This window comes from Acidovorax sp. Root217, from assembly GCF_001428645.1.
Taxonomy (GTDB): Bacteria; Pseudomonadota; Gammaproteobacteria; order Burkholderiales; family Burkholderiaceae_C; genus Acidovorax.
On the sequence record NZ_LMIH01000042.1, the window covers coordinates 58,408 to 81,753 of the forward strand.

At 67.7% G+C, this 23,346-nt stretch carries 22 protein-coding genes; 9 read left to right on the forward strand and 13 right to left on the reverse strand.

The annotated features are described in order from the left end of the window. Positions 1 to 316: 316 nt before the first annotated feature. Positions 317 to 1,297, reverse strand: a complete 981-nt coding sequence (locus ASE31_RS28820) for a tripartite tricarboxylate transporter substrate binding protein (RefSeq protein ID WP_057206362.1) — start codon at positions 1,295 to 1,297, stop codon at positions 317 to 319. A gap of 95 nt (positions 1,298 to 1,392) precedes the next feature. On the opposite strand from ASE31_RS28820, the gene ASE31_RS28825 reads away from it, so the two are divergent. From ASE31_RS28825 to iaaH, 3 genes are all read left to right on the forward strand, one after another. Beyond that, on the forward strand, positions 1,393 to 2,205 hold the full coding sequence (locus ASE31_RS28825) for an IclR family transcriptional regulator (protein ID WP_057206364.1): 813 nt from the start codon (positions 1,393 to 1,395) through the stop codon (positions 2,203 to 2,205). A gap of 55 nt (positions 2,206 to 2,260) precedes the next feature. Further along, positions 2,261 to 4,600, forward strand: coding sequence for a cytochrome P450/oxidoreductase (locus ASE31_RS28830; RefSeq protein ID WP_057206366.1), 2,340 nt, complete (start codon positions 2,261 to 2,263; stop codon positions 4,598 to 4,600). A gap of 109 nt (positions 4,601 to 4,709) precedes the next feature. Beyond that, on the forward strand, positions 4,710 to 6,266 hold the full coding sequence (iaaH, locus tag ASE31_RS28835) for an indoleacetamide hydrolase (protein WP_235514801.1): 1,557 nt from the start codon (positions 4,710 to 4,712) through the stop codon (positions 6,264 to 6,266). Here the strand turns inward: iaaH and ASE31_RS28840 are convergent. Next, positions 6,263 to 7,195 carry a LysR family transcriptional regulator gene (locus ASE31_RS28840; RefSeq protein WP_057206368.1) on the reverse strand — a complete coding sequence of 311 codons (933 nt, stop codon included), beginning with the start codon at positions 7,193 to 7,195 and terminating at the stop codon, positions 6,263 to 6,265. The genes iaaH and ASE31_RS28840 overlap by 4 nt on opposite strands. Positions 7,196 to 7,293: 98 nt before the next feature. Here ASE31_RS28840 and ASE31_RS28845 point away from each other — a divergent pair, with 98 nt between their 5' ends. Together ASE31_RS28845 and ASE31_RS28850 are read left to right on the forward strand one after the other, a co-directional pair. Continuing rightward, positions 7,294 to 7,977, forward strand: a complete 684-nt coding sequence (locus tag ASE31_RS28845) for a glutathione S-transferase family protein (RefSeq protein WP_057206370.1) — start codon at positions 7,294 to 7,296, stop codon at positions 7,975 to 7,977. Between the two features lie 48 nt (positions 7,978 to 8,025). Beyond that, a complete protein-coding gene (locus tag ASE31_RS28850) occupies positions 8,026 to 9,027 on the forward strand; it encodes an MBL fold metallo-hydrolase (RefSeq protein ID WP_057206373.1) in 1,002 nt (333 codons plus the stop codon). Positions 9,028 to 9,083: 56 nt separating this feature from the next. Here ASE31_RS28850 and ASE31_RS28855 read toward each other — a convergent pair whose 3' ends face one another. Further along, positions 9,084 to 9,968, reverse strand: a complete 885-nt coding sequence (locus ASE31_RS28855; RefSeq protein ID WP_057206375.1) for a LysR substrate-binding domain-containing protein — start codon at positions 9,966 to 9,968, stop codon at positions 9,084 to 9,086. Between the two features lie 181 nt (positions 9,969 to 10,149). Here ASE31_RS28855 and ASE31_RS28860 point away from each other — a divergent pair, with 181 nt between their 5' ends. The 3 genes from ASE31_RS28860 (at position 10,150) to ASE31_RS28870 (ending at position 13,123) form a co-directional block, all read left to right on the forward strand. Next, positions 10,150 to 11,175 carry a tripartite tricarboxylate transporter substrate binding protein gene (locus ASE31_RS28860; RefSeq protein ID WP_057206377.1) on the forward strand — a complete coding sequence of 342 codons (1,026 nt, stop codon included), beginning with the start codon at positions 10,150 to 10,152 and terminating at the stop codon, positions 11,173 to 11,175. Between the two features lie 4 nt (positions 11,176 to 11,179). Next, the gene (locus tag ASE31_RS28865) at positions 11,180 to 12,652 is read left to right on the forward strand and encodes an amidohydrolase family protein (protein ID WP_057206379.1); all 1,473 of its coding nucleotides are present in this window, start codon (positions 11,180 to 11,182) and stop codon (positions 12,650 to 12,652) included. A 186-nt stretch (positions 12,653 to 12,838) separates the two neighbouring features. Beyond that, entirely contained in the window at positions 12,839 to 13,123 is a 285-nt protein-coding gene (locus tag ASE31_RS28870) for a hypothetical protein (RefSeq protein ID WP_157412697.1), read from the forward strand. Positions 13,124 to 13,212: 89 nt separating this feature from the next. On the opposite strand, the gene ASE31_RS28875 is transcribed toward ASE31_RS28870, so the two are convergent. The 10 genes from ASE31_RS28875 to ASE31_RS28920 all read right to left on the reverse strand — a co-directional run bounded on the left by ASE31_RS28875 (position 13,213) and on the right by ASE31_RS28920 (position 22,673). Further along, on the reverse strand, positions 13,213 to 13,983 hold the full coding sequence (locus ASE31_RS28875) for a helix-turn-helix transcriptional regulator (protein WP_057206383.1): 771 nt from the start codon (positions 13,981 to 13,983) through the stop codon (positions 13,213 to 13,215). A gap of 354 nt (positions 13,984 to 14,337) precedes the next feature. Then, positions 14,338 to 14,634 (reverse strand): hypothetical protein, encoded by a 297-nt coding sequence (locus tag ASE31_RS28880; RefSeq protein WP_057206384.1) that lies wholly within the window; start codon positions 14,632 to 14,634, stop codon positions 14,338 to 14,340. A 160-nt stretch (positions 14,635 to 14,794) separates the two neighbouring features. Then, the gene (locus ASE31_RS28885) at positions 14,795 to 15,082 is read right to left on the reverse strand and encodes a FixH family protein (RefSeq protein WP_057206387.1); all 288 of its coding nucleotides are present in this window, start codon (positions 15,080 to 15,082) and stop codon (positions 14,795 to 14,797) included. Positions 15,083 to 15,141: 59 nt separating this feature from the next. Further along, positions 15,142 to 16,599: a cytochrome c oxidase accessory protein CcoG gene (gene ccoG, locus ASE31_RS28890; RefSeq protein ID WP_057206389.1), complete on the reverse strand. Its 1,458-nt coding sequence runs from the start codon at positions 16,597 to 16,599 to the stop codon at positions 15,142 to 15,144. A 115-nt stretch (positions 16,600 to 16,714) separates the two neighbouring features. Further along, positions 16,715 to 17,635: a cytochrome-c oxidase, cbb3-type subunit III gene (gene ccoP / locus ASE31_RS28895; protein ID WP_057206391.1), complete on the reverse strand. Its 921-nt coding sequence runs from the start codon at positions 17,633 to 17,635 to the stop codon at positions 16,715 to 16,717. A 47-nt stretch (positions 17,636 to 17,682) separates the two neighbouring features. After that, entirely contained in the window at positions 17,683 to 17,820 is a 138-nt protein-coding gene (locus ASE31_RS28900; RefSeq protein WP_057206393.1) for a cbb3-type cytochrome c oxidase subunit 3, read from the reverse strand. 140 nt (positions 17,821 to 17,960) lie between these two features. Then, entirely contained in the window at positions 17,961 to 18,593 is a 633-nt protein-coding gene (ccoO, locus tag ASE31_RS28905; protein ID WP_057206395.1) for a cytochrome-c oxidase, cbb3-type subunit II, read from the reverse strand. A gap of 26 nt (positions 18,594 to 18,619) precedes the next feature. Then, entirely contained in the window at positions 18,620 to 20,062 is a 1,443-nt protein-coding gene (ccoN, locus tag ASE31_RS28910; protein ID WP_057206397.1) for a cytochrome-c oxidase, cbb3-type subunit I, read from the reverse strand. 62 nt (positions 20,063 to 20,124) lie between these two features. Continuing rightward, complete coding sequence (ccoS, locus tag ASE31_RS28915) at positions 20,125 to 20,262, reverse strand: cbb3-type cytochrome oxidase assembly protein CcoS (protein ID WP_007860012.1); 138 nt, start codon at positions 20,260 to 20,262, stop codon at positions 20,125 to 20,127. Beyond that, entirely contained in the window at positions 20,262 to 22,673 is a 2,412-nt protein-coding gene (locus ASE31_RS28920; protein WP_057206399.1) for a cation-translocating P-type ATPase, read from the reverse strand. Before ASE31_RS28920 ends, ccoS begins: the two co-directional genes overlap by 1 nt. A gap of 103 nt (positions 22,674 to 22,776) precedes the next feature. On the opposite strand from ASE31_RS28920, the gene ASE31_RS28925 reads away from it, so the two are divergent. After that, positions 22,777 to 23,220, forward strand: coding sequence for a universal stress protein (locus ASE31_RS28925; RefSeq protein ID WP_057206401.1), 444 nt, complete (start codon positions 22,777 to 22,779; stop codon positions 23,218 to 23,220). Positions 23,221 to 23,346: the final 126 nt, after the last annotated feature.

Below are 23,346 nucleotides of genomic sequence, written 5' to 3' on the forward strand. Positions count from 1 at the left end.
CTCAACCTGCACCCGAACGCCGCCCTTGACCTTCGTCTAGTACGCCATTCCCGTCCACCTCCTCGCGCGAGATTCCGCGCGGGATCGCCATGCAACACTGGATAAAATTCCAGTAATTTAAAGCGTTCTCGCTGACTGCATCCATCATGGCAAAAGGCCTGTTCCATAGGGAAACAGGGCTTTTGCATGACTCAGTGAAACTGCGCCAAATCCATTGGTGGTGCGCGGGGGGGCGACTCGAGCCCCCGCAGCATTTCTGACCGCCTCAGCCCGCCGCCAACGGAACGCCACGGCGGGTCGCAGCCAAGCTAACAGCTCAGTCCAGGGTGATGCGCTGCGCCTTGATCAGCTTGTGCCACCGGTCCGTCTCGGTGCGGATCAGGTCCGCATACTGGGCCGGCGTGCTGGCCACGGGCTCGATGCCGAAGTCGATGAGCTTTTGCTTGACCGCAGGCTGGTTGATGGCCGCAGCCACCTGTTTTTGCAGCGAGGCCACCACGTCCGCCGGTGTGCCTGCGGGTGCGACGATGCCCACTTGGGCAGACGCTTCGACGTTCTTGAAGCCCAGTTCGGCGAAGGTCGGCACATCGGGCAGCTGCGGCAGCCGCTTGGCACTGGCCACGGCCAGCGGGCGCACCTTGCCGGCCTTGATGAAGGCGCCACCGGCGGCCAGGTCGACCATCATGGCGGGGATCTGCCCGCCGGCCAAGTCCGTGAGCGCCGGCGCAGCGCCGCGGTAGGGGATGTGGGTCATGAACAGGCCGGCATCGACCTTGAGCAGCTCCATCGCCAGGTGGTGCGGGCTGCCCGCGCCGGCCGAGCCGAAGCTCATGGCGCCGGGCTTGGCCTTGGCCTTGGCGACGAAGTCCTTGGCGTCCTTGAAGTCGGCGCCCGGGTTGACCACCAGGATCATCGGGAACTTGCCCATCAGCGTCACGGGCAACAGGTCCTTGCTGGGGTTGTAGGTCAGCTTGCTGTACAGCGCGGGGTTGAACACCATGGTGCCGTTGTCGGCCGACAGGATGGTGTAGCCATCGGGCGCGGCGCGGCCCGTTTCCACGGCGGCGATGGCCGTGTTGCCACCGGGCTTGTTGTCGATCAGTACCGGCTGGCCGACCTGGGTCGACAGCTGCTGGCCCACCGTGCGCGCGAGAAAATCGGACCCGCCGCCCGCCGGGTACGGCACCAGCCAGCGGATGGCCTTGGCCGGGTAGGTTTGCGCGCTGGCCGGGCCGGCCCATGCCAGCAATGCCGGCAGAGCGAGCATTCCAGCCAACAGGCGACGATTCTTCAACATGTCTGCACCTCAGGGGATTAATATCTGCGTGATGTTACTCCGCTATGCGTAATAGACTGGGGCAGCGTTTACCCTAGGTTTTCGACCAAGACACCATGACTACACCTTCCTCCAACGGCCGTGTTGCCGACCGCCGGCAACGCGTCCAATCGGCCGAAATGGGGCTCAGCGTCCTCAAGGCGCTGACCCGCCTGGGCGGCGCCGCAAGCCTGACCGCGACGGCCGCCGAGGTCGACGAGAGCCCCGCCAAGGTGCACCGCTACCTGGCCAGCCTGTGCCAGCAGGGCTTTGTCGAACAGTCGCCCGTCAACCAGCACTACTACCTGGCCCAGGAGTCGATCGCCATCGGCCTGGCCGCCCTGCGCCAGTGCGACCCGATCCGACTGGGCGAGGCGTCCCTGCAGCGGCTGCGCCAGGCGCTGGAGGTCACGGCCTTCCTGGCCGTCATGGGCAACAAGGGGGCCACCGTGCTGCGCATGGAAGAGCCCATCCTGCCCGTCACGGTGAACATCCGCGCGGGCTCGGTGCTCTCCACGCTGTGGTCGGCCACGGGCCGGGTGTTCCTGGGTTTTTCCAGCGACCGGCTGGTGATCGACATGGCCGAGCAGGAGCTGGCCGAGGCCTCGGCAGACAGGCGTTCGCAGCTCGATGGCACGCGGCCGGTCGAGCAGTTGCGCCAGCAGGTGCGGGCGCGGGGCTGGGCCATGGCCAATGACTCGCTGCTCAAGGGCATCAGCGCGCTAGCGGCGCCGGTCTTCGACGCCACCGGCAATGTGTGCGCCTGCCTGACCACCCTGGGCGCCACGGGCGGCTTCGACCTGCGGCCCGACGGCGCCATCTGCCCCGCCTTGCTGCAGGAAGCGCGGCTCATCAGCCGCGCCATGGGCTACCAAGGCAACCCAGGGTAAACCCGAATCATTGTCGCTACATTGCGTAATACATTTACGCGAAAGGAGATTTACGATGACTGCCCCCGCCAACGCCTCCCGCTGCCCGGTCGACCATGCCGCGATGGCCGCCGCCCAGAAAAGCCCCACGGGCTGCCCCGTGAGCGCGCGCGCGGCGGCGTTCGACCCGTTCGCCGCCAGCTACCAGCAAAACCCGGCCGAGGTGGTGCGCTGGGCGCGCGAGGAGGAGCCTGTCTTCTACAGCCCCGAGTTGGGCTACTGGGTGGTGACGCGCTACGAGGACGTGAAGGCGGTGTTCCGCGACAACATCCTGTTCTCGCCCTCGGTCGCGCTCGAAAAGATCACGCCCGCCACCGAGGAGGTGCTGGCCATCCTCAAGAGCTATGGCTTCGCGATGAACCGCACCATGGTCAACGAGGACGAGCCGGACCACATGGCGCGCCGGCGCCTGCTGATGGACGCCTTCATGCCCGAGCGCCTGATGGACTACGAGCAGCCCATCCGCGAACTCGCGCGCAAGTACATGGACCGCTTTGTCGACAAGGGGCGTGCGGACCTGGTGGCCGACATGTTCTACGAGATTCCGCTGACCATCGCGCTGCACTTCCTCGGGGTGCCGGATGAAGGGGCAGAGCAGTTGCGCAACTTCGCGGTGGCGCACACCCTGAACACCTGGGGCCGGCCCACGGCGCAGGAGCAATTGGAGATCGCCCACAACGTGGGCCGCTTCTGGCAGACCGCTCAGGGCATCCTGGACACCATGATGGCCCAGCCCGATGGCCAAGGCTGGATGTACGACTCGATCCGCCAGCACCACGCGCACCCGGACATCGTGACCGAGTCGTACCTGCGCTCGATGATGATGGCCATCCTGGCCGCCGCGCACGAGACCACGTCGAACGCCACGGCCAACGCCTTCATGACCCTGCTGTCGCACCGCCATGCGTGGGAGGAGATCTGCGCGCAGCCCGCGCTGATCCCCAACGCGGTGGAGGAATGCCTGCGCGTGGCGGGCTCCATCATCGCCTGGCGGCGCATGGCCACACGCGACACCGAGGTCGGCGGCGTGAAGATCCCGCAGGGCGGCAAGCTGCTGCTGTTCCAGGCATCGGCCAATGCGGACGCCAGCCACTTCGAAGACCCCGACCGCGTGGACCTGCACCGCGAAAACGCCGTCGAGCACCTGACCTTCGGCTACGGCGCGCACCAGTGCATGGGCAAGAACATCGGGCGCATGCAGATGCGCATCTTCCTCGAAGAGTTCGTGCGCCGCCTGCCGCACATCGCGCTCGTCGAAGGGCAGCAGTTCGAGTTCCTCTCGAACACCTCGTTCCGCGGCCCGTCGGCGCTGTGGGTGCAGTGGGATCCGCTGCAGAACCCCGAGCGCCAGGCCGACAAGGCGCCTGCCGTCCTCGCCAGGTTCCAGATCGGCCCGCCGCCCAAGGACGGCATTGCCCGCGCGGTGGTGCTCAAGGACAAGATCGCCGAGGGCGAAGGCCTCTACCGCTTCGTGATCGCCGCGGCCGGCAGCACGCCCCTGCCGGCCTGGAGTGCGGGCTCGCACATCGACCTCATCGCCGGGGGCCACCGCCGCAAGTACTCGCTGTGCGGATCTGGCGCCCACCCCGGCTGCTACGAGATCGTCGTGCAGCGTGAAGAAGGCGGCCGAGGTGGATCGCGGCACTTCTGCGACACCTTGCAGCCCGGTGACGAACTGCAGCTGGCCGGGCCGAAGAACCTGTTTCGCGTTGACGAAGCGGGCACTCACCACATCCTGCTGGCCGCAGGCATCGGCATCACGCCCATCCTCGCCATGGCCGACCGACTCAAGGCCCTGGGCCTGCCCTACGCGCTGCACTACGCGGGCCGCTCGCGCCAGAACATGGCGCTGCTGGGCCGGGTACTGAAGGACCATGCCGGCCACGCCACCCTGCACATCAAGACCGAGGGCCAGCGCATGGACCTGCCCGCGATGCTGCGGCATGTGGACGGCGCCACCCGCGTCTATGCCTGCGGGCCGGACCGGTTGATCGCCGAACTCGAAACCCTGGGCGAGCACTGGCCCGAGAGCGTGCTGCGCTTCGAGCACTTCAGCACCGACAACGCAGCGCTCGACCCGAGCAAGGAGCACGCCTTCGTCGCCGAGCTAAAGGACTCGGGCCTCACCATCGAGGTGCCCCGCCACCAGACCCTGCTGCAGGCGCTGCAGGCAGCGGGCGTCGATGTGCCCTGCGATTGCGGCGAGGGCCTGTGCGGCGCCTGCGAGGTGCAGGTGGCCAGCGGCGACATCGACCACCGCGACAAGGTGCTGACCAAGACCGAGCGCCAGGCCAACCAGCGCATGATGGCCTGTTGCTCACGCGCAGCGGGCGAGCGCGTCGTTCTTTTTCTGTGAGGGAAGGCTGGTCCCGTTGGGGGCACGCCTCCTCAATCCTGGGGATACCGCGCCCGGCCAGGCGCCGATAACCTGAAGGCTTCGAGTTTCGACCTTCAGGAGCGTCTTCATGAGCCACCCCTCGCCCCAGCCCCGCCGCCGGTTTCTGCAACGCACTGGCGCCCTGGCCGGCACCCTCACCGCCCCCGCCTGGCTGGCCGCCTGCGCGAGCACGGCATCCACGCCATCGGACCTCACCCAGCTGACCTCAACGCAGGCCATCGCGCAGATCAAGGGCGGCCAACTCAAGGCCGTGGACTATGTGGCCGCGCTGGTGGCGCGCGCCAAGGCGCTGCGGTCGCTTAACGCCCTCATCACACTCGACGAAGCCGGTGCCCTGGCCGCCGCGCGGCGCATCGACGCGGCGCGCGCCTCGGGTGCACCACTCGGCCCGCTGGCCGGCCTGGTGATCGTGGCCAAGGACAACATCAACACCGCCGACCTGCCCACAACCGGAGGCACGCCCGCGCTGAAGGGATTCAAGCCACCGCGCACGGCGCCCTCGCTGCAAAAGCTCATTGACGCGGGCGCCATCGTGCTGGGCAAGGCCAACTTGCACGAGTTGGCCTTCGGCATCACCAGCACCAATTTCTCGCCGTTCGCCGGCGCCGTGGGCAACCCCTACGACCCCACGCGCATCCCCGGAGGCTCGTCGGGCGGCACGGCCGCAGCCATTGCCGCGCGCATGGTGGCGGCCGGCTTGGGCACGGACACGGGCGGCTCCACCCGCGTACCTGCCGCCCTGTGCGGTATCGTGGGCCTGCGCCCTTCGGTGGGCAATGGCGGCGCCGAGCGGCGCTACCACGACCCATTGGCTGTGGTGCCCATCAGCCACACGCGCGACACCGTGGGCCCCATGGGCCGCACCGTGGCCGACGTGGCGCTGCTCGATGCGGTGATCACCGGCGAGGCCAGCCTGCCCGCCATGCCGCTGTCCCGCGTGCGCCTGGGCCTGCCGCGCCCGCTGTGGGCGGGGCTCGATGCCTCGCTGGCCACGGTGGTGAACGCCGCCCTGGCCCAACTGCGCGCGGCCGGCGCCACGCTGGTGGAGGTGGACATGGCGCAGTTGCTGCCACTCAACGAAAAGATGTCGTTCCAGATCGCGCTGCACGAGCCCGTGGCAGACCTGCCCGCCTACCTTGCGGCCAACAACGCCCCCGTGAAGACGGTGGCCGAGGTCGCGGCCAAGGTGGCCAGCCCCGACGTGCAGGGCGCCTTCGGTGCCATCACCGCCGATGCCTTTGGCGCCGCCTACCCCGAGGCCATGGCCGTGCACCGGCCGCAATTGCAGGCGCTGTATGCCAGCACCTTTGCGCAGGGCCAGTTCGATGCCCTTCTGTTCCCGACCACGCCACTGCCCGCCGTGCCCATGGACCGGGCCAAGGGCTCGTCCACCGTCAAGGTCAACGGCGGGGCGGATGCGGACACATTCGCCACCTTCATCCGCAACACCGACCCGGGCAGCAATGCCGGCATACCGGGCCTCTCGGTACCCGCGGGCCTGACCAGCGCGGGCCTGCCCGTGGGGCTGGAGCTCGACGGTCCGGTGGGCAGCGACCGCAGGCTGTTGGCCATTGGCCTGGAGATCGAGAAGGTGCTGGGCAGCGTGCCGGCGCCCAAGATCTAGGAGACCACCGCGTCTTCACCTGCCTGCTCTGCGACGGCCGTGACGAACAGCTCCCGCAGCCAGCGGTGCCCCGCATCTTCCTGCGCGCGGGCATGCCAGGCCATAGCCAGGTTGAAGGGCGGTATCTCGAACGGCGCGGGCAGTATCTCCAGGATCTGCGCGTAGCGGCGCAGCAGGTGGCTGGGCAGGGTGGCCACGCAGTCGGTGTGCGTGAGCACCAGGGCCACCTGGTTGTAGCTGGGCACGGTGACCACCACGCGCCGGCTGCGTGACAGGGCCGCGAGCAGGTCGTCGATCTGGCTGTGCGGGTGGCCCACCTGCGAGACCAGCACATGCGAGAGGCCGCAGTATTCGTCGAGCGTGGCGGCCACCTTGCCGCGCGGGTGGCCGATGCGCTGCGCCATCTCGAAGCGGTCGCCCATCAGAAAGCGTGACTTGAGCGGGCCCGGCACCTTGCCCACATCGCCCAGGTACAGGTCCACCTCGCCGCGCTCCATGCGCTCCACCAGCCCGGAGTCGGCCGCAGGCACGAAGCTCACGCGCAGGTCCGGGTTGCCGGTGCCCACGATGCGGCCGAGCGCCGCCAGGCCGAGGATGCTGAACACGCTGTCGTTCGCCGCGATGACGAAGGCGCGGCGCGCGGTGGCGGGGTCGAAGCTGTCGCCCAGCTCCACGGCACCGCGCAGCTGGTTGAGCGCCTCGCTGAGCCGAGGTTTCAACTCCAGCGCGCGGTGCGTGGGCACCATGCCGCGGCCGTTCTCGGCGGGCACCAGCAGCGGGTCTTCAAACAGGTCGCGCAGCTTGGCCAACTGGCCCGACAGGCTGGGCTGGCTGATGTTCAGGCGCCGCGCCGCGCGTGTGACGTTGAGCTCGTCGAGTAGCGCATCGAGCGAGATCAACAAGGGCAGATCGGAACGCCGGATATCCATGGTGCCTATACCTCCTATCGGCAATTCCGACTCACGCTGCAGTGCCTGCGCGCCCTATCGTTGCGCACCTTTCCACCGCACCGACTGTGAGTTTTCAGATGATCCAATTTTATTACCACCCCACCCCCAACCCGCGCAAGGTCGCGCTGCTGCTGGAGGAACTGGGCCTGCCCTACCAGATGGTGCCCGTCGATACCTCGAAGGGCGAGCAGCACAGCGCCGCCTACCGCGCCATCAACCCCAACGGCAAGGTGCCGGCGCTGGTCGATGGCGATGCCGTGGTGTTCGACAGCGCAGCCATTTTGCTGCACCTGGCCGAGAAGACCGGGCGCTTTCTCGGCGTGCCCGGTGCCGCAGGCCGCGCCGAGATGCTCTCGTGGCTGATGCTGGCCGCCACGGGCCTGGGCCCTTTCACCGGCCAGGCTGTGCATTTCACCCACTACGCCCCCGAACCCAAGGAGTATGCGCTGCACCGCTACCTGTTCGAGGCCGAGCGCCACTGGGCGCTTTTCGACGCACGGCTGGCCACACGCCGCTATGTGCTGGGTGATGAGCACTACAGCATCGTCGACATGTCGCTCTGGGGCTGGTGCGGCGGCCTGGCCTACCTGATAGGCGACGCGGCGTGGGCGAAGTTTCCGAACATCAAGCGCCATTTCGACGAACTCAATGCCCGGCCCGCCGCCATTGCGGCCATGGCCCTGGCCACCAGGCACGCCTTCAAGGCCGAGCTCGATGCCGATGCCAAGGCCCAGCTGTTCCAGCACGGCCGGGTGGCCTGAGGCCACCGCCATTCACCAGACGTCTGCACACTTCATCCATTCCAAGACATGACCACAACACGCCGCTCCCTGATCTCCCTGGCCGTAGCCGCATCGCTGCTCGGCCCCGCTCTGGCCATCGCCCAGGCCGCTGCGCCTGCCGCCCCGGCCAGCGCTCCCACCGCCACCCAACAGGCCGGCTTCTACCGCTTCAGCGTGGGCGGCGTACAGGTCGTCGCCCTGTCCGACGGTACGGTGCCGCAGGACCTGCACACCCTGCTCACCAACACCACGCCCGCACAGACCGACCAGTTGCTGCAGCGCGGCTTCCTCGCCAACCCGGTGGAGGCCTCGATCAACGCCTACCTGGTCTATGCCGGTGACCGCCTGGCGCTGGTCGATGCCGGCGCCGGCGCCTTCTTCGGCCCGGGCGTGGGCGGCCAACTGGTTGCCAGCCTCAAGGCCGCGGGCGTGGAGCCCGCGCAAATCCAGGACGTGCTGCTTACCCACATCCACACCGACCACAGCGGCGGTCTGGTCGATGCGCAGGGCCAGCGCGTGTTCCCCAACGCCACCATCCACGTGGGCAAGCCAGACCTGGACTTCTTCCTCGCACCCGCCAACCAGCAGGGCGTGCGCGGCTACGACAAGGCCTATTTCGAGCAGGCCACCACGGCCCTGGCGCCCTACGTGAAGTCGGGCCAAGTGCGCCCCTTCACCGGCGCGGTGGAGTTGGTACCCGGCATCCGCTCACGGCCCACCCCGGGCCACACGCCCGGCCACGCCTTCTTCGTGCTGCAGGGCAAGGGCGGCGAGGCGCTGGAATTCATCGGCGACATCCTGCATGTGCAAGCGGTGCAGATGCCCCGGCCGGACGTGACCATCGTCTACGACGTGGTGCCCCACGATGCCAAGGCGCAGCGCAAGCAGCAGTTCGCGCGCCTGGCCAAGGAGCGGCGCATGGTGGCTGCGGCGCACATCCCCTACCCGGGCGTGGGGTACCTGCGGGATGAGGGCAAGGGCAAGTACGCATTCGTGCCGGTGGACTACCGGTACCGCGCCGCCGATTGAGCGAAGCGCCTGTTCGTGGCCCCTGTTGAGACCGTGAGCAGGCCCGTGGGCCGGCGCTATTCGCGCGCCAACCCCAGCAGCCACGCGCGAAAGGTCTGAAGCGCCGGCAAGCGCTCCGACTCCTCGGGGTAGACCAGGTAGTAGCCCTTGGCGTAGCGCCACACGCGGGGGGACAAGCGCTGCAGCCGGCCGGCCTGCACCATGTCCTGCGCCATGTAGGCTGGCAGCAGCACCACGCCCAGCCCCGCCACGGCGGCGTTGAGCGCCATGGACATGATCTCGAAGCGCGGACCATCGCGCCCCGGGCTGGTGCCGATCTGCTCGAATTCGAACCACTGCTCCCACCCATCGGGCAGAGTGTGGTGGTTGAGCAGCGCGGCGCGCGGTGTGCTTGCATCCACCCGCGCGCCATGGCGCTCTACCCATGCGGGCGCGGCGTAGGGCGACAGGTCCAGCGCAGCCACGAAGTCGCTGTGCAGGCGAGGGCGCTGGCCGTCGCCGAACTCCAGCGAGGCGTCGATGGCTCCGGTCTTGAAGTCCACCGGCCCCACGCGCGTGCTCAGGTTCAGCGTGATCTCGCCATGCGCGCGGGTGAAGGCAGGCAGGTGCGGAATCAGCCAGTACGCGCCCAGCGATGCGCCCACCGACAAGGCCAGCCCGCCGCCCCGCCCCTTGAAGGCCATCACGTTCACCGTGGCACGCTCCAGGCGCTGCAGCAACGGGGTGACTTCATCCAGGTAATAGCGGCCTGCGTCGGTGGGCACCAGCGCGTCGCGCCGGCGAGTGAACAGGCGCACGTCAAGCCGCTCTTCCAGCGCCTGGATCTGCCGGCTTACCGCGCCCTGGGTGAGGTGCAGTTCCTGCGCGGCAGCGGTGAACGAGCCCAGCCGCGCGCTGGCTTCCAGGCACAGCAGCGACATGGTCGAAGGGGCACGGTACATGCTTTACTCCATGAGGTATGCACATGATAGGTGCATCGAGCAGCCATGAAAAACCCCATTCACCACAAAGATGCATGAGCATTTTGCATGGTAGCCGCAGAAAACATGGTTTGTGCAAAACGGGGGCGGTTTCTAGCATTCCCACCGTGATCAGCCCTTCAACAACGAAAGGAATGCGCCCATGACCTCCCCCGCTTCGCGGCCCTCTCCCACTGTGTCGCCCGCTGCAGCCACCCGCCGCCGGTGGCTGCAATCGGCCACCGCCGCGTCCGCCGCCGCACTGCTTCCGCAGTGGGCGCAGGCCGCCGCCAGCTACCCAGACCGCCCCATCCGCCTGGTGCTGCCCTCGGCCGCTGGAGGCTCGCCCGACGCCATCGTGCGCATCCTCACCAACGAGCTGGCCAGGTCCATCGGCCAGCCCTTCGTGGTGGACAACAAGCCCGGCGCCAGCGGAGGCATCGGCATGGCGGACGTGTTCCGCGCCGCACCCGATGGCTACACCCTGGGCTACGGCAACGTGGGCACGCTGGCCATCAACCGCGCGCTGTATGCCAGGCTGCCCTACGACCCCGATGCCCTGGTGCCCATCGCCCTGCTGGGCTTCGTGCAGAACGCGCTGGTGGTGCGCAAGGATCTGCCGGCCAACAGCGTGAAGGAGCTGATCGCGCTGGCCCGCGTGAAGCCGGGCGACCTGAGCATGGCATCGGCCGGCAGCGGCACCACCGGCCACCTGAGCGGGGAGCTGTTCAAGTCCATGGCGGATGTGTCCATGACGCACATCCCCTACCGGGGCAGCCCCCAGGCCATCCAGGACCTGATGGGCGGCGTGGTCGACGTGATGTTCGACAACCTGAGCTCGATCACCCCGCACATCCAGTCGGGCCGGGTGCGCGTGCTGGCCGTCACGGGCGCCGCGCGCAGCCCGCTGCTGCCGCAGACGCCCACCGTGGCCGAGGCCGGTGTCAAGGGCTACGAGACCGTGGCCTGGGGCGGCATCGTCGCGCCGCCGGGCCTGCCCAAGCCGCTGGTGGCACAGCTGAACAAGGCCATCAACGACTTGCTGCGCCTGCCCACCGTGCAGGAGAAATACGCCGCCATCGGCTTCGAAGTGACGCCCGGCCCGGCCGAGCGGCTGATGGAGCGCGCGAAGAAGGAATCGCCCATGTGGGCCGAGATGGTCAAGCGCTCCGGCGCGCAGGTGGGTTGACCGCATGCTGGACCTGATCATCGCTGGAGGCACGGTCGTCGACGGCAGCGGTGCACCCCGCTTGCGCGCTGACGTGGGTGTGGCCCAGGGCCGCATCACCGCCGTGGGCGACCTGCGCGGCCAGCCGGCCCGGGCCCACCATGACGCCACAGGCCGCATCGTCTGCCCCGGCTTCATCGACGTGCACACGCACGACGACCGGTTGCTGCTGGGCACGCCGCACGGCCCCCACCCCAAGCTCACCCAGGGCGTGACCACGGTGGTCACCGGCAACTGCGGCATCAGCCTGGCGCCACTGCTGAGCGCCACCACGCCCCCGGCCCCGCTGGACCTGCTGGGCGCCGACGACTGGCGCTACGCGCGCTTTGGGGACTACCTCGATGCGCTGCAGGCCGCCCGCCCCGCGCTCAATGCCGTGTGCCTGGTGGGCCACTCCACCCTGCGCGTGCGCCACGTGGCCGATCTGGAGCGCCCCGCTACGCCGTCAGAGGCGGCCCGCATGGCGGCCGACCTGGCAGACGCGCTGGATGCGGGGGCCAGTGGCCTGTCCACCGGGCTGTACTACCCGCCAGCGCGCGCGGCCACCGCCGAAGAAGTGATAGCCGTGGGAGCCCCTCTCACCGCAGCGCGCGGCATCCTCACCATGCACCTGCGCGATGAGGCCGACGCTATCGACGACGCGCTGCGCGAGGCCCTGCACATCGGCCGCGCCCTGGGCGTGGAGGCCGTGCTCTCGCACCACAAGCTCATCGGCCAGCGCAACCACGGCAGGTCGGTGCAGACCCTGGCCGCCGTGGACGCGGCCGCCGCGCACCAGCCGGTGTGCATGGACTGCTACCCCTACAACGCTTCATCCACCATGCTGCTGGCCGCGCGCGTGGGGCAGTCCAGCGAAGTATTGGTCACCTGGTCGCGCGGCGACCCCAGCGCCGCCGGCCGCTCGCTGTTCGCCCTGGCGCGCGAGCGCGGCTGCACGCCCGAGGCCCTGGTGGAGCAGTTGGCACCCGCTGGCGCGGTGTACTTCGCCATGCACGAGGACGATGTGCGCCGCATCCTGGCGCACCCGCTCACCATGGTCGGATCGGACGGACTGGCCCACGACGCCGTGCCCCACCCGCGCCTGTGGGGCACCTTCCCGCGCGTGCTGGGGCACTATGCGCGCGAGCAGCGCCTGTTCCCGCTGGAGACCGCCGTCTACAAGATGACCGGCCTGAGCGCACGCCGCTTCGGCCTGGCGGACCGGGGAATGATCGCACCTGGGTATGCAGCCGACATCGTGGTCTTCGACGAGGCCCACGTGGCCGACCGCGCGAGCTTCGAGCATCCCACCACCCCGAGCATTGGTATCGACGCAGTCTTCGTCAACGGCCACCTGGCCTGCGAGCAGGGGCGCACGGTGCATGCGCATGCGGGGCAGGTGCTGCGTCGAACAACGAAGTTGGGCCCTGCATATTCATCGCCGGGACTGGCCACCTGATCAAGCGGCAGGCCATTGCAGCACCCATACCAACGCCTGAGCGATTGGCGCTGCCCCGCGCTGGAAAGCGCTTACCGCGTCAATAACTTTTGGGGGATTCTGCAAATGCCTTTCCTGGCCTTACCGTGGCAAGATTCAAGCAGTAGGTGGGGAAGTAGCGACCCACCCGTTTCAATAGGAGTGTCCATGTCCAGGTTTCGTTGGGGCCTCATCATTGCATTGGCCCCTATGGCTGCACCATTTGTCCTGTGGCCCTTGTGGTGGCTGGCCGGCTGTGAACCAGCAGCCCAGGCGGTGAATTGCAAGAACGCCTTGTGGTATGGCCCCGTTGCCATGGCCATACTCAGCATTCCCTGGCTGTCTTTTCTTTCGGTGCCGGTGGGATTCATCGTGATGCTGTTCGGTCCCATTCCATCCGAAACACCGCACCTGGAGGCAGCAAGTGACAAAGAGAAAGGCTCAATTGAGTAAGCCCCTGCCAAGCGCTCCGATGGCCAAGAGGCAGGAAGAATGCACCATGCAACAAAAGGCAAGGAAACGCGGGATCTAACCAAAACGCTTCAATGCGGCCTCCCCTCCCCCAGCAACCGCCGCACCAACTCCGTCCGGTTATGCACCCCGAACCGCTCGAACAGTGCATCCACATGCGTGCGCACGGTCGAGTACCCAATCGCCAGCTCGGCCGCGATCTTCTTGTCGGGCCAGCCCGCACACAGGGCCTGGGCGATCTCGCGGGCGCGGCCGTTGAGGCCTTGCCAGGGGTCGGGTGAAGCGGGTACAGGTGCGACCGGCGCCGTGTCCGCCGGCCGCGCGCCCAGCCGCCGCAGCGCGCCGGTGAACGCCGGCTGCACCAGCCGCAGCAGGTCCAGCGTGTCGCGGTCGAACGGCCCGCGCTGGCGGCTGCGCCAGATGCGCAGGTCACCGAGGTTGCGCCCGCCGTCCCAGGCAAAGAGGTTCACGCCGTGGTGCAGGCCGTCGCGGGCCAGGAAGTCGTTGAAGAACTCGGTCTTCATCAGTTCCTGCTGGGGCAGGATCTGCGTGACCAGGGTGGGCTCGCGGCGCTGGCGCAGTTGGTGGGTGATGGGGTCGTGGTACTGGTAGTACGCCTCGTACGCCTGCAGGTTGGCGTCGTCCATGTGGATGGAGGCGCGGTCGCCAAAGCGCTGGGCGCCGTCGTCCCAGGCGTACGAGGCGAAATGGTCGGCCTGCAGCAGGGCCAGCAGGTCGCTGCCCACGGCCAGGCGCAGCGGGGCGCTCGCCGGCAGTTCGGCAGCCTCCAGCCGGCCCATCAGGCGGGACAGCATTTCTACGCGGGCGTGGCTCAGGTACATGGCGGTGGGTGTGCAGGGCTCGGGCACAGCAATGGTGCCGGCCCGCCCGCTACTGTAGGGACATCACTGCCCGCATTCAAGAGCTGTGCCAGGCTCGCTTTCCCTTACACGATCTCGCTCTGGGTCTCGGTATCGGCCAACAACCTGGCCATGCCCCCGCTGACGAAAACTGGCGCGGCAAAGGCCAGTGCCCCCGCGCAAGGGCCGCCCCGCCGCGCTGGGGGCGTCCCACTCCCGACTCGCGCAGCGAGGCGAGAGAGGGGCTGAGGGCCGAGGCTCCAATCCTGCCTGCGCAGGCTTGGACGTGCCCGAAGAGCCACCGCCTCTGGCGGTGGCACCGAGGCGCGAAGCGACTCAGGGGGTGTCAATCCTATGCCGTGCGCAATCCGCCGGCCGCTCGGTCACGGGCACCGGGCAGCGGTTGACCTCGAACGGCGACATGGAAAGCAGCGTGGTGAGCGCGCTCGATGCGATGGTCACCAGCCAGAACACGAAGAAGGCGATGGTGTAGACGCCCTCGCGCGACAGGGCCAAGGGCTGGCCGAACCAGTGCATGTCCTGTGGGTCCACGAAGGCAAAGACCAGCATTTCCAGCACGCCGGCCGTCAGAAAGGCGGGCCAGGCGATCCACATCAGTCGCTGCAATCTCATGGGCTTGTCTCCTTGTTACGGTTTTGCCTTCAATCGGCTAACGTCGTTGGGGAGCCTTGCCGTGCTACAGCACTGTCTGCGGCTCCCCGCCTAGTTATCCGATCGAATTCAAAACCGCTTTGCTCGTTGGGTGTTTCGTTGTTTGGAGGCTGCGCCGCTTTCAGCGCGGCCTGTCCTGCTCGGGCGTGGCCGCATGGTTGCGCGCCTTCATGGCGGGGGCCAGGCTGCTGGGGTTGTCCTCCAGCGTCTTGTTGATCTCGATGCCTTGCTGGTAGTAGTCCTCCGCCACCACGGGGTCGGGGCGGGCGATGGCGATCCACAGCGTGGCGAAGCCCGCTACGACGACGATGGCCGGGCCGGAAATGACCAGCCAGACATGGCCGAATTTCCACCAGGGAGCGGCGGCTGTGGCAGCGACGGGCGATGCGGCGACGGAAGGGGATGGCATGGGGTACTACTCCTGACGGACAAGGACAACAAAGGGGCGGCAGCGGCTGGCGGGCACGGTCAGCGCGGCACCAGAAACACCGACTTCTCGGTGACATGGCCCCCGCCACCCAGGGCCTCGATCTCGAACTGCACGGGGTGCGATCCAGGCGGGGCCGAGCCGTACGGGATCTGCAGGCGCACGGCGACCCAGCGCGACTCGGCGGCGCCGATGTCGACTTCGGCCTCCGATGCCACCGTGAGCCCATCGAGCCCGTGCGCGCCGATGCGGTAGCGCTGGCCGGCCTCGCTGGCGTTCATGATCTGCAGGCGGTAGATGTTCTCAAGCTGCCCACCCGCGACGATGCGCGAGAGCGCGGCACGGTCGCGCACCACGTCGACCTTGAAGGCGGTGCGCAGGGCCAGGCTGGCCGTGAGCCCCACGCACAGCGCGAGCAGGATGGCGCTGTAGATGAGCACGCGGGGCCGCAGCACGCGGCGCAGCATCTGCGCGCCGCTCCAGCGGGCCGCCACGGCGTTCTCGGTGGCATAGCGGATAAGGCCGCGCGGGTAGTGCACCTTGTCCATCACGGTGTTGCAGGCGTCCACGCACAGGCCGCAGCCGATGCACTCGTACTGCAGGCCGTTGCGGATGTCGATGCCCACGGGGCAGACCTGCACGCACAGCGTGCAATCGATGCAGTCGCCCAGACCCTTGGCCTTGTGGTCCACGGTCTTGCTGCGCGGGCCCCGGGGTTCGCCACGCGCCAGGTCGTAGCTGACGACCAGGGTGTCCTTGTCGAACATGGCGCTCTGAAAGCGTGCATACGGGCACATGTATTTGCACACCTGCTCGCGCATGTAGCCCGCATTGCCATAGGTGGCAAAGCCGTAGAAAAAAACCCAAAAGATCTGCCAGCTGCCCTGCAGCGCCAGCAACTCGGCACCCAGTGCGCGGATGGGCACGAAATAGCCCACGAAGGTGAAGCCCGTCCACAACGCCACGCTGATCCAGAGGAACTGCTTGACGGACTTCTTGCGGACCTTCTCCCAGGTCCAGCCACCAGCATCCAGGCGCAGGCGCGCGCTGCGCTCGCCCTCCACCTTGTGCTCGATCCACATGAACATCTCGGTGTACACCGTCTGCGGGCAGGCAAAGCCGCACCACAGGCGCCCCGCCACCGTGGTGAACAAAAACAGCGACATCGCGCTGATGATGAGCAGACCGGTGAGGTAGATGAAATCCTGCGGGTACAGCACCAACCCGAACAGGTAGAAGCGCCGTGCGCCCAAGTCGAACAGCACCATCTGCCGCTCGCCCCACTGCAGCCAGGGCACCACATAGAACACCAGCTGCGTGAGGGCCACCATGGCCCAGCGCCAGCGGGCGAAGGTGCCGCTGATGGAGCGCGGGTAGATCTTCTTTTGCGCCTCGTACAGCGACACGACTTCGGCCGCTGAGTCGCTGCTGCCCCCAGGGGCGGCAGCGACCGGGGTGATGGGAATGACCTTGCGGGCAGGCCCGCTGGGTGGCTTCATGGCAGTTCTCGAATAGGGGGCCGATCGCAATGCCCTTTGGGGCATGCACCGGCCGGCGCGCTACGGCCCCGCCGTATGGCGGCGAAGCCTTTGCGCCAGGGTTCAGGTCACACGGTCATCGCGCGGCGGCTGCAGCGCCGTTGTTGGAGAGGCTCCACACGTAGGAGGCCAGCACATTGATCTGCGCCTCGGTCAGCTTCTCGGCCTGGGCGGGCATCTGGTTGGTCTTGCCGTTGTTGATCATGGCGGTGATGGCGGCTTCGCCCCAGCCGTGCAGCCACACGTCGTCGGTGAGGTTGGGGGCGCCCAGGGCCTGGTTTCCCTTGCCGTCCATGCCGTGGCAGGCGGCGCAGGCGGCAAACTTGGACTTGCCCAGCGATGCGCGCAGCGAGTCGTGCGGGCTCTTGGAGAGGCTCAGCACGTAGTGCGAAAGGTTGCGCACGTCCTCGGGCGAGCCCACGGCGGCCGCCATGGGCGGCATCACGCCGATGCGGCCCTGCGCGATGGTCTCGCGGATCTTCTCGGGTGCGCCGCCGTGCAGCCAGTCGGCATCGGCCAGGTTGGGAAAGCCCTTGCTGCCGCGTGCGTCGGAGCCGTGGCACTGCGCGCAGTTGTTCATGAACAGGCGCTCGCCAATGGCGTGGGCCTGCGGGTCGCGCGCCATGTCCTCGGGCTTCATGTCGGCAAAGCGGGCGTACAGCGGCGCCAGCTCGGCCTTGGCCTTGTCCATCTCGGCCTGGTACTCGCCCAGCTGCGTCCAGCCGAGCTTGCCGGCAAACGTGCCCAGGCCCGGGTAGGCGGCCAGGTAGGCCAGGCCGAAGACGATGGTGATGACGAACAGCCACACCCACCAGCGCGGCAGGGGGTTGTTCATCTCGACCAGGTCTTCGTCCCAGACGTGGCCCGTGGTGTTGTCAGCGGTGGCCATGACCTTCTTGCGGCCGGCCATCCACAGCAGCAGACCGCAGGCGACGATGCCGCCCAGGGTCACGGCGGTCACGAAGACCGACCAGAAATTGCTGGTGAAGTCACTCATGGGGTGCTCTCTTGTTCATGTGGTTGTTGTTCTTGAGGCGGGCACGGTCACTCGTGCTCGAAGGGCACGCGGCCCGCTTCGTCGAAGCGGTCCTTGTTGCTGCCCAGGTAGGCCCAGACCCAGATGCCGACAAAGCAGGCCAGCGAGGCCAGCGTGGCGACGATGCGCATAGTCGTGATGTCCATTGCAATCTCCCAGAATGTGGTGTTACTTGGAGCGGGAAAAAAACTCAGCGAAGCGGTTCTGGCCAGGCGCTGCGTCGCAGGCAGTACGGGTAGTACGACAAGACGCGGCAACGACGCCAGAAGAGTTTTTTTAGCCGCTCTTACTTGAGCGCGCGGCCCATGACCTGCAGGTAGGCCACCAGGGCGTCCATCTCGGTCTTGCCCTTGAGCTCGGCGGCCGCGTCGGCGATCTGCCCGTCGGTGTAGGGCACGCCCACGGTGCGCAGTGCCTTCATGCGGGGGGCTGCAACGGCAGTGTCGACGGGTGTCTTCTCCAGCCAGGGATAGGCGGGCATGTTCGACTCGGGCACCAGGTCGCGCGGGTTGGTCAGGTGGATGCGGTGCCACTCGTCACTGTACTTTCCGCCCACGCGGTGCAGGTCGGGGCCCGTGCGCTTGCTGCCCCACTGGAAGGGGTGGTCGTACACGAACTCGCCGGCCACCGAGTAGTGGCCGTAGCGCAGCGTCTCGGCGCGGAAGGGGCGGATCATCTGCGAGTGGCAGTTGTAGCAGCCCTCGCGGATGTAGATATCGCGCCCGATCAGTTGCGTGGCGGTATAGGGCTCCACGCCCTTGACGGCCTCGGTGGTGGACTTCTGGAAGAACAGCGGCACGATCTCTACCAGACCGCCGATGGCGATCACCAGCAGGATCAGCACGATCATCAAAAAGTTGTTGGTCTCCACCTTTTCGTGGCTGAAACCGGTGGTCGCGGGGGTCTTGTTGTCAGACATGGATGAAAGCTCTCCGTACGTGCTGCTCAGGCGTGGGCAGCGTGCACTGCAGGGATGGCGACCTTGACCGAGCGGCCGGCGATGGCGGTGGCCCACACGTTCCAGGCCATGACCAGCATGCCGCCCAGGTACAGCAGGCCGCCGAGCACGCGCACCACATAGAAGGGGTAGGTGGCCTTGACGCCTTCGACGAAGGTGTAGGTGAGCGTGCCGTCGGGGTTGATGGCGCGCCACATCAGGCCCTGCATGACACCGGCGATCCACATCGCGGCGATGTACAGCACGATGCCCACGGTGGCCATCCAGAAGTGCAGCTCGATGGCCGGCACGGAGTGCATCTTCTCGCGGCCGAACAGGCGGGGAATCAGGTAGTACAGCGAGCCCATGGAGATCAGGCCCACCCAGCCCAGGGCGCCCGAATGCACGTGGCCCACGGTCCAGTCGGTGTAGTGGCTCAGGGCGTTGACGGTCTTGATGGACATCATCGGGCCCTCGAAGGTGGACATGCCGTAGAACGACAGCGACACGATCAGAAAGCGCAGGATGGGGTCGTCACGCAGCTTGTGCCAGGCGCCCGACAGGGTCATCACGCCGTTGATCATGCCGCCCCAGCTGGGCGCCAGCAGGATCAGCGAGAACACCATGCCCACCGATTGCGTCCAGTCGGGCAGCGCGGTGTAGTGCAGGTGGTGCGGGCCGGCCCACATATAGGTGAAGATCAGCGCCCAGAAGTGCACGATGGACAGGCGGTAGCTGTACACCGGGCGGCCGGCCTGCTTGGGGATGAAGTAGTACATCATCCCGAGGAAGCCGGCCGTGAGGAAGAAGCCCACCGCGTTGTGGCCGTACCACCACTGCACCATGGCGTCCTGCACACCGGCGTAGGCCGAGTAGCTCTTCATCCAGCCCGCAGGCACCGCGGCGCTGTTGACCAGGTGCAGGATGGCCACGGCCAGGATGAAGGCGCCAAAGAACCAGTTGGCCACGTAGATGTGGCGCACCTTGCGCATGCCTACGGTGCCGAAGAACACGATGGCGTAGGACACCCAGACCAGCGTGATCAGGATGTCGATGGGCCATTCGAGTTCGGCGTATTCCTTGCCCGACGTGTAGCCCATGGGCAGGCTGATGGCCGCCGCCAGGATCACGAGCTGCCAGCCCCAGAAGGTGAAGGCCGCCAGCGGTGCGGCAAATAGCCGCACCTGGCAGGTGCGCTGCACCACGTAGTAGCTGGTGGCAAACAGCGCACAGCCGCCAAAGGCGAAGATGACGGCGTTGGTATGCAGTGGCCGCAGGCGCCCGTAGCTGAGCCACGGAATGCCGAAGTTGAGTTCAGGCCAGGCCAGCTGGGCGGCGATGATGACGCCCACCAACATACCCACCACCCCCCATACCACTGCCATGATAGAAAACTGCCGCACGACCGTGTCGTTGTAGTGCGCAGCAGCTGTGTTTTGCGTTGAATCCATCGGGCACCTCTTTGTGTTGGAATGAGTCTCCGGCAAGAGGGGCCGATGGGTATTGACGCATGTCAATCATTCCGGAGAATGCGCTCGCCCTCTTGCTCCACGCTCTCGAACTGGCCGCGGTACACGGCCCACCACAGGCCGGCCAGGATCAGCAGCACCAGCACCACGGACAGGGGAATCAGCAGGTACAGGATGTCCATCACACGGTCTCCAGCGCGGTCCTGGGCAGCGCACAAGCAGCGTCTTGCCCAGGCCTCGCCTCCCCCACCAGCCGGGCCAGGCGCGAGGCGTTGAGCACCACCAGCAGCGAGCTCAATGCCATGCCCAACCCGGCCAGCCAGGCCGGCATGTAGCCCAGCACCGCCAGCGGCACGCACAGCGCGTTGTAGGCGGCCGCCCAGCACAGGTTCTGGCGCACCACGCGCAGCGTCTTGCGCGCCAGCAGCACGGCCTGCAGCACCAGCTGCAGGCGGCCGCCCAGCACCACGAAGTCGGCGCGCGAACGCGCCAGCGGAACGGCGCTGCCAAAGGCGAAGGACACGTTGGCCCCGGCCAGCACGGGGCCATCGTTGAGCCCGTCGCCCACCATGGCGACCTGCCGGCCCTGCGACTGCAGTGCCTGCAGCGCCGCGAGCTTGCCCCCTGGCGAGCAATCACCCTGCGCGTGCGCGATGCCGGCCTGCGCAGCCACGCGCTGCACCGACGCCATGCGGTCGCCCGAGAGCATGTGCACGGCCACGCCTTCGCGCTGCAGCGCCTGTACCACGGCGCAGGCCTCGGGCCGCAGGCTTTCGGCCAGGGTGAAGCGGGCCAGTTCGACGACGGCGCCGGGCTCATCGGTTTCCTCAGACAGCACCACCTGCAGGGCCGCGCTGTCGGCGCCCTGCCCTGGCCCCACGCCCGCATGGCGCGCAGAGCCCAGGCGCAGGCGGCGTGGGGCCAGCGCGCCGGTGGTGTCGATCACGCGGGCGGTAAGGCCCTGCCCCGCTTCTTCCACCACCTCCGTGGCGGCCCAGCGACCGGCGTCGCCATCCGCCGCCGCGCACAGGGCGCGTGATGCGGGGTGCATGGACTGGCGCGCCAGCGCGGCGGCCAGCGCCAGGGCATCGTGCTGCGCCAGGCCGGTGATGGTGTGCACGCCCTGCAGTGCCATGCCGTCGCGCGTGAGCGTGCCGGTCTTGTCGAACACAAGGGTGTCCACCGCCGCTAGGGCTTCGAGCCCCTGCAGGTTGCGCACCAGCAGGCCATGGCGTGCCAGGGTGCCGGCAGCGGTGAGCATGGCCACCGGCGTGGCCAGCGACAGCGCGCACGGGCAGGTGACGATGAGCACCGCCACCGCCACCATCAGCGCATGGCCCGGATCGCTGGGCCACCAGTACGCAGCGGCCAGCACGGCGGCGAGCAGCACGGCGATGAGAAAGGGCCGCGCCACGCGGTCGGCCAGTTGCGCCAGGCGGGGCTTTTGCAGCGAGGCGCTTTCCATCAGCGCCACGATCTGCGCAAAGCGCGTGGCGCTGCCTGTGCCCTCCACGCGCACCTGCACCGCCGCCTGCAGGTTGTAGCTGCCAGCCACAACGCTGCTGCCCAGCGGGCGCGCCACGGGCGTGGATTCGCCGGTGAGCAGGGCCTCGTCGGCCTGCGTGCTGCCCTCGGTGATGCGGCCATCGGCCGGAAAGGCCTCGCCCGGCAGCACCCGGATCACATCGCCCACCGCCAGGCGGCGCGTGGCCACACGGGTGAAAGCGCCATCGGCACCGCGCCGCTCCACGCTGTCGGGCAGGCGGTTCATCACCGCCTCCAGCGCGCCGGCGGTGCTGTCGCGCAGGCGCAGCTCCAGCCAGCGGCCGGTGAGCAGAAAGAACACGAACATGGTGAGCGAGTCGAAGTACACCTCCTTGCCGAAGATGCCCGCCGGGTCGAAGGTGCCCGCCGTGCTCACGGCAAAGGTGATCGCCATGCCCAGCGCCACGGGCAGGTCCATGCCCACGCGGCGCAGGCGCACGTCACGCAGCGCACTGGCGAAGAACGTGCCGCAGGCAAAACACACCACCGGCAGCGTGATGACCCACGAGGCCCAGCGCAGCAGCGTCTCCATCTCCTGCGACAGATCGCCCGGCTGCGCCACATAGGCGGGCCACGCGTACATCATCACCTGCATCATGCAAAAGCCCGCCACCAGCCAGCGCCACAGCGCGCGCCGGCTCTCTTGCTGGCGCTGGGTGCGTACGAACGCATCCATCGCCGGCAGCGCCTGGTAGCCCGCACGGGCCACGGCGGCCATCCAGGTGGAGGGCAGCACCTGCGCGGGCTGCCACACCACGCGCGCACGGTGCGTGGTGGCGCTCACATCGGCCTGCAGCACGCCGCGCACGTTGCGCAGCGCCTCTTCGATGGTGAGGGCGCAGGCCGCGCAGTGCATGCCCGAGAGCACCACATGCGACTCCCAAGCGGGCGCGTCCCCAGGGGCGGACTCCACCGGCGCTCCGCGGCGGTCGCAGGGGCGGCCAAAGGAAGACCACTCCTGCGGATCGTCGAGCAGTGTGGCGTGCAGCTGCTGTGGCGAGGCCACCGGCGAGCTTGCATCTGCGGGGCTGGGGGTGGCATTTGACATGGCTCAAGCCTATCGCCGCAGCCCGGTTGGCTTGTTGACCTGGATCAAGGCGGGGAACATCATGGCCCTTACGCTTGCACTATCTACAAGCAAGGAGACCACCATGTACCAACGCATCCTGATCGCCACCGATGGCTCCACCCTGTCCGACAAGGCGGTGGACCATGGGCTTGGACTGGCCGAACTGACATCGGCCACCGTCATCGCTCTCAAGGTGGTGCCGCGCTACCCGCGCAGCTACTTCGAAGGCGGCATGCCTGTTGAGATGAGCGACGTGAAACGCATCGAGCAGCAGTGGAACGATGCCGCACAGGCCATGGTCGATGCCGTCAAGGCGCGCGGTGGCGCACGCGGCATCACAGTGAAGGCCGTGGTCCACAAATCCGACCTGGTGGCCGAGGCGATCATCGCGGCGGCCAGGAAGCACAAGGCGGATCTGATCGTGATGGCGTCGCATGGGCGCAAGGGGGTCAAGCGGTTGTTGATGGGGAGTGAGACGCAGCATGTGTTGACCCATTCGCACATTCCGGTGCTGGTGTTGAGGTAGCTCTTTGCGTCTTGTGCGGTGCTTGCGGCGCGTGGTGGCTGCATGCTTTGATTGAGGGCGGGAGCCGGGGTGTGCGCCCGGCGGCGCAGTAACTTTCTCTTGCGTCGCCAAGAGAAAGTCACCAAA